The sequence below is a fragment of the Streptomyces sp. UC4497 genome, assembly GCF_054871485.1.
Genome location: NZ_JBTYHB010000053.1, coordinates 45,670 through 51,669 on the forward strand (window position 1 = coordinate 45,670; position 6,000 = coordinate 51,669).

Below are 6,000 nucleotides of genomic sequence, written 5' to 3' on the forward strand. Positions count from 1 at the left end.
GGGCGGCAGGCACGGGCCGCGGCCCTGTGACATGCACTCCCTGGGCCCCCGGGCCCTTACGTGAAGGGCCCTTGCCTGCCGGCCACCCGCAGCGAGGACAACTCTGCGGCCGCCGCGCGAAAGGTGGCAGACCGTGCCGCACCGGGGTGCCGCGTTCCTGGCCCTGACACGGCCCCCCACCGCACTCGACGACGATGGACAATGCACGTATGGCTGAGACCACGGAATTGGGCCGCTACCTGCGGGCCCGCAGGGGGCAGGTGACACCGGCCGACGCGGGCCTGCCCGCCGGCACGGGCCTGCGGCGCACGCCGGGGCTTCGGCGCGAGGAGCTGGCGACGCTCGCCGGAGTGAGCGTCGACTACTACACGCGTCTGGAGCGGGGCCGCGAGACGAACCCCTCCCCCGCCGTGATCGACGCCATCGCCCACGCGCTGCGGCTGCGCGGCGACGCGCACGAGCGGCTGCACGACCTGGCCGAGATGGCCTCGGGCCGGCACACCGAGCCCCGCCCCACCACCGACGACACGGTGCGCGAGTCCGTGCTCCGGATGCTGGAGGCGCTGCGGCCGCTGCCCGCGTACGTGGTCAGCCGCTTCAACTACGTACTCGCGGCGAACCCCGCGGGCCGCCGCCTGCTGCCCGGCCTGTGGGACCTGCCGGCCGAGCAGCGCAACATCACCCGCTATCTCTTCCTGCACCCGGTCGGGCGGTCCCTGTACGTGCCGTGGGAGGAGACGGTGACCGCGTCGGTCGCCCACCTGCGGGCCATCGGCGGCACGGACGCGGACGATCCGCGGATGGCGGCGCTGGTCGGCGAACTCCTCCTGAAGTCACCGGACTTCGCCCGCATCTGGGACCGGTACGACGTCCATGAGCGCAGCGGCGGCACGAAGTCCTTCGACCACCCGAAGGTCGGCGCGATGACGCTCACCTTCGAGGTGATGCAACTGGCCCGTACGGGCGGCCAGCGCATGGTCGTCTACCAGGCCCCTGCGGGGTCGGCGGACGAGGAGGCGGTGCTGAAGTTGGACCCGGCCCATTCAAGCCCCGCCGGCGATTGAGGCGCGGGGGCCGGGGCAGAGCTCCGAGGCGTCAACCCCGTTAGGCGCGCTCCAGAATCGCCGTCACGCCCTGCCCACCCGCGGCGCAGATCGAGATCAGCCCACGACCCGAACCCCCGCGCTCCGCAAGCAACTTCGCCAGCGTGGCAACGATCCGCGCCCCCGTCGCCGCGAAGGGATGCCCGGTCGCGAGGGACGACCCCGCCACGTTCAACCGTTCCCGGTCGACCGGCGCGAGCCCCGCCTTCTCCCACGCCGCGAGCGTCGCAAGCACCTGTGAGGCGAACGCCTCGTGGACCTCGAACAGGTCGAAGTCCTCGACCCCGAGCCCGGCCCGCTCCAGCATCCGCGGCACGGCGTACGCGGGCGCCATGAGCAGCCCGTCGCCGTCGCCACCGGTGACGTCACCGTCGACGAAGTCCACCACGGCCGTTTCGTACGCGGTCAGGTACGCCAAGGGTTCAAGGCCTCGCGCGGCCGCCCACTCCTCGCTCGCGAGCAGCACCACCGCCGCGCCGTCCGTCAGCGGCGTCGAATTCCCGGCCGTCATGGTCGGGTTGTCGCCCTTGACCCCGAACACCGGCTTCAGCGTGCCGAGTTTCTCGACCGTCGAGCCCGGCCGCAGATTCTGGTCGCGCTCAAGTCCCCGGTACGGCACGACGAGTTCGTCCAGGAACCCGCGGTCGTACGCCGCCGCGAGCCGCTGATGGCTGGTGGCGGCCAGCTCGTCCTGGGCCTCGCGCGCGATGCCCCACGCGCGCGCGGTGACGGCGGCGTGCTCGCCCATGGACAGGCGGGTGCGCGGCTCGGCGTTGCGCGGGATGTCGGGGATCAGGTGCCCCGGCCTGACCTTGGTGAGCGCCTTGATCCTGGCACCCGTCGACTTGGCGCGGCGGGCCTCGAGGAGGATCTTGCGCAGCTCGTCGTTGACGCCCAGCGGGGCGTCGCTCGCGGTGTCGGAGCCGCCCGCGATCGCGCTCTCGGTCTGGCCGAGCGCGATCTTGTTGGCGGCGGCGATCACGGCCTGCAGACCGGTGCCGCAGGCCTGCTGGATGTCGTACGCGGGCGTGCGCGCATCCAGCATCGAGCCGAGCACGGTCTCGCGCGCGAGGTTGAAGTCGCGGCTGTGCTTGAGCACGGCGCCCGCCACGAACTCGCCGACGGCGCCCGGCTCGTGGAGCTTCATCCGCCCGACGAGGCCGTCGAGCGCGGCGGTCAGCATGTCCTGGTTGGACGCGGTCGCGTACGGGCCGTCGGAGCGCGCGAACGGGATCCGGTTGCCGGCGACGACGGCGACACGACGCGGGGCGTTTCCTACGAGCGGGGCGGCCGGCCCCTTTCCTGCGGCAGAGGCCTTCGGGGTTCGCGCCATGTTCGGCAGCTCCTGAGCTCTCGACAAGTTCTGACCAATGAGTAACCTTACTCTGTAGTAAATTTACGACCGAGCTGGGAGCTGGACAATGGCCGACCGCTATCTGAACTTCACGGGCACGGCCCCCGGCCGCTTCTTGACCCGCCGCCTCGGCCTGCCGCAGCCGGCGCCGCTGCACCGCTTCAGCTCTGAACGCCCGCGCCTGGAAGGGCAGTTGCTGCACCTCACGGCGGGCGAGTCCACGCACCGCGAGGAACTCGCGAAGCTGCTCTCCGGCACCGGCCTCGACGTCGTGTCGACCGCCTCCGCGGGCGCGCGGCCCGTCGCCGCCGTCGTGGACGCCACCGCCGTGACCGGCCTCGACTCCCTCGCCGATGTGCACGCCGCGCTGCACCCGGTCGTCCGCTCCCTCGCGGCGGGCGGCCGCGTGGTCGTCCTCGGCGCGCAGCCATCGGCCGACGACCACCACCAGGCGGCCGTGCAGCAGGGCCTCGAAGGCTTCGTGCGCTCGCTCGGCAAGGAGATCGGGCGCGGCCGCACCGTGAACCTGGTGCGCGTCGCGGGGCCGGTGGCCGGCGCCGAGTCGACCCTGCGCTTCCTGCTGTCGCCGAAGTCGGCGTATGTGAGCGGGCAGGTGATTCAAGTCGGCGTCGTCGAGGGCGAGTTGGTTGCTCCCGGGGACTGGGACCGGCCGCTCGCCGGGCGCACCGCGCTCGTCACCGGCGCCGCCCGCGGCATCGGCGAGGCCGTCGCCGAGACCCTCGTACGGGACGGGGCCGAGGTCGTCCTGCTTGACGTGCCGTCCGCCGAGGCCGACCTCGCGAAGGTGGCGGAGCGGCTCGGCGGGCGCGCGCTGCCGCTGGACATCACGGCGGCCGACGCGGGCGAGCGGATCGCGGAGTTCGTACCGGACGGCCTGGACGTGCTCGTGCACAACGCGGGCATCACGCGCGACCGGCGCCTGGCCAACATGCCTGCGGAGCGCTGGAGTTCGGTGCTCGAGGTCAACCTCGCGAGCGTGCTGCGGACGACGGACTCGCTGCTCGAGGCGGGGGCCGTGCGCCGCGGCGGGTCGATCGTCGCCACCGCCTCCATCGCCGGGATCGCGGGCAACGCCGGGCAGACCAACTACGCGGCGAGCAAGGCGGGCATCGTCGGCCTCGTACGGTCGCTCGCGCCGCGGGCCGCCGCGGAGCACGGTGTGACGGTGAACGCGGTGGCCCCCGGTTTCATCGAGACCAAGATGACGGCGGCCGTCCCGCTGTTCATCCGGGAGGCCGGACGGCGGATGAACTCCCTTGGCCAGGGCGGGCTTCCGGTGGACGTGGCGGAAACGACGTCGTGGTTCGCATCCCCGGGCTCGGGGGCGGTGAACGGCCAGGTGGTGCGGGTGTGCGGGCAGTCCTTGCTGGGCGCGTAAGCCCTCCGGGGTGACCCCGCCTTGGGCAATCCGCCGCCGCCCCGGCCGCCTTGGGCAATCTGCCGCCAGGGGCGGCAGGGTGGGCAAGGCGGCACCCCGGCGCGGGCAGCGCCTCCGACCGGCCCCAGCCCCGTCGCAGCCCACACCACAACCCCCGCAACGCCACCCGCACCCCTCACCCCACGAGGACCCGCCATGACCCCCCGCACCGTCACCCTCGACCGCACCCCCTCCCTCCTCCCCCTCATGCTCCGCGGCGCCGCCCTCTCCCCGCTCAAGCGGCCCCGCCAGGACGCACCGCTGCCCGACACCCGGCTCACCGTCCCCGGCCTCCGCATCGCGCAGAACCACCTCACCGCGTACGAACGTGCCTGCGGGTTCGCGACCGAGCGGCCCGAGCTGCCCGTCACGTATCCGCACATCCTGGGCTTCCCCCTGGCCATGCGGCTGATGTCGGAGCGCGCGTTCCCACTGCCGGTGCTCGGCCTCGTCCACACGTCGATCGCGATCACGCAGCAGCGCGACCTGTCACCCACCGAAACGTTCGAACTGAGCGTCTACGTAAGGGAGTTGCAGCCGCACCGCCGCGGCACGGAGGCCGTCGTCGTCACCGAGCTGCATGCCGAGGGGGCTCCGGTGTGGCAGTCGACCAGTACGTATCTGGCCCGCCACAAGACGTCCGCGCCGAAGGGCGCGGCACCCCAGCAGGACACACCCCAGCAGGACACCCCCGCCGAACCGCTCCCCGAGCAGGCCCGCTGGCGGCTCGGCGACGACCTCGGCCGCCGCTACGCCGCCGCGTCCGGCGACCGCAACCCCATCCACCTGCACCCGCTCACGGCCCGCCTCTTCGGGTTCCCGCGCGCCATCGCCCACGGCATGTGGACGGTGGCCCGCTGCCTGGCGGAGCACAAGACGAACGGGCCCGTCCACGTCCAGGCGCGCTTCAAGGCGCCGGTGCTGCTGCCTGGCGAGGTGGTGTACGCGGCGCAGGGCCCGGCCTTCGAGCTGCGGGCCGCCGAGGGCGACCGGGTGCACGTCACCGGCGAGGTGCACGGGTTGGCGGACTAGGGCCCTAACGGGCCGACCAGCGCTCCCCGTCCATCAGGTTGCCGAGGCCCGACCAGGAGAAGTTCATCAACGTCGTGGCGGCCTCCTTCGCGGACACCGACGCGTCGCCGTTCGCCCAGTCCGCCAGTGCCTCCGCCGCGCCGACGAGGGCCTGGGCGAGGCCCGCGACCTCCCGCTCGGCCAGCTCCGGATTGTCGTGCGCCTCGCGTGCGGCCTCCGCGATCAGATGGGTCACGAACGCCACGATCTCCTCGCGCATCGCGCCGACCTCCGCGACAACGGGCTCTCCCTTGCTCGAAGGAAGCTGAGACTCTGACGCAGGCCCCCCGCCGGAGCGCGCCTGGCTGTGCAGCACCGCCCAGCCGTCGGGTCGTTCGGCGGTGTGCGTGAAGAAGGCGGTCAGGCCCTCCCACAGCTGCCGGTCTGCGGCCACGTCCGTACGTACGCCCGCCCGCACCGCGTCGACCAGGGCCTTCGCCTCGCGTCGGATGCAGGCGCTGAACAGGTCTTCCTTCGAGTTCAGGTACAGGTACACCAACGGCTTGGACACGCCCGCCAGTTCGGCGATCTCGTCCATCGACGCGGCCCGGTACCCCCGCTTCCCGAACACCCGCACCGCGGCGTCCAGCATCTGCCGCTCCCGCTCGGCCCGCGGCATCCTCTTCTGCCGCACCACCCCGGACCGCACCTCGCCGCCCACCCCAGCCGCCTTTCCTCGCCCGCTCTGCACGCTTCAGCGTACGCATTCCGCCACGGCCTCCGGCCCCACCGGGACCGCTCCCCGGCCCCGGGCCTCCACCCCGGTCCCAACCGCGGTGCAGCCCCAAGACCCCGCCGCCGCCCCGGCCACCCACCACACACCTCAGGGCTCCGCCGGCGTCACGGCCAACCGTTCCCACGCCTCGGGGCTGCACCCCGGACCCCGTCGCCCTTCGGGCTCGTGCCTCTCGCCCACGAGCGGGCCCGGTTGCCCCGCGCCCTCCACCTGCTCCTCAGCAGGCGCAATGCCGTCAACCTCGGTTCCTCTCCCCTGCCCATCTCCCACCCACCCGCCCCCTCCGGGGGCGTCGGCC

At 73.2% G+C, this 6,000-nt stretch carries 5 protein-coding genes; 3 read left to right on the top strand and 2 right to left on the bottom strand.

Features of this window, described 5'->3' with window-relative positions:
• The first annotated feature begins 209 nt into the window (after positions 1 to 209).
• A complete protein-coding gene (locus ACYSUO_RS39870) occupies positions 210 to 1,064 on the top strand; it encodes a helix-turn-helix domain-containing protein (RefSeq protein ID WP_461781096.1) in 855 nt (284 codons plus the stop codon).
• 40 nt (positions 1,065 to 1,104) lie between these two features.
• Here the strand turns inward: ACYSUO_RS39870 and ACYSUO_RS39875 are convergent, their stop codons facing one another.
• Entirely contained in the window at positions 1,105 to 2,436 is a 1,332-nt protein-coding gene (locus tag ACYSUO_RS39875; protein WP_461781097.1) for an acetyl-CoA C-acetyltransferase, read from the bottom strand.
• Between the two features lie 88 nt (positions 2,437 to 2,524).
• Here ACYSUO_RS39875 and ACYSUO_RS39880 point away from each other — a divergent pair, with 88 nt between their 5' ends.
• Both ACYSUO_RS39880 and ACYSUO_RS39885 read left to right on the top strand, forming a co-directional pair.
• Positions 2,525 to 3,856, top strand: coding sequence for a 3-oxoacyl-ACP reductase (locus ACYSUO_RS39880; protein WP_461781098.1), 1,332 nt, complete (start codon positions 2,525 to 2,527; stop codon positions 3,854 to 3,856).
• A 195-nt stretch (positions 3,857 to 4,051) separates the two neighbouring features.
• Positions 4,052 to 4,927 (top strand): MaoC family dehydratase, encoded by an 876-nt coding sequence (locus tag ACYSUO_RS39885; protein WP_461781099.1) that lies wholly within the window; start codon positions 4,052 to 4,054, stop codon positions 4,925 to 4,927.
• Positions 4,928 to 4,931: 4 nt separating this feature from the next.
• Here the strand turns inward: ACYSUO_RS39885 and ACYSUO_RS39890 are convergent, their stop codons facing one another.
• Positions 4,932 to 5,585 (bottom strand): TetR/AcrR family transcriptional regulator, encoded by a 654-nt coding sequence (locus ACYSUO_RS39890; protein ID WP_461781103.1) that lies wholly within the window; start codon positions 5,583 to 5,585, stop codon positions 4,932 to 4,934.
• Positions 5,586 to 6,000: the final 415 nt, after the last annotated feature.

Coding starts and splice junctions, on each gene's coding strand:
- ACYSUO_RS39870 (WP_461781096.1), top strand. CDS start 210: ATGGCTGAGACCACGGAATTGGGCCGCTACCTGCGGGCCCGCAGGGGG.
- ACYSUO_RS39875 (WP_461781097.1), bottom strand. CDS start 2,436: ATGGCGCGAACCCCGAAGGCCTCTGCCGCAGGAAAGGGGCCGGCCGCC.
- ACYSUO_RS39880 (WP_461781098.1), top strand. CDS start 2,525: ATGGCCGACCGCTATCTGAACTTCACGGGCACGGCCCCCGGCCGCTTC.
- ACYSUO_RS39885 (WP_461781099.1), top strand. CDS start 4,052: ATGACCCCCCGCACCGTCACCCTCGACCGCACCCCCTCCCTCCTCCCC.
- ACYSUO_RS39890 (WP_461781103.1), bottom strand. CDS start 5,585: ATGCCGCGGGCCGAGCGGGAGCGGCAGATGCTGGACGCCGCGGTGCGG.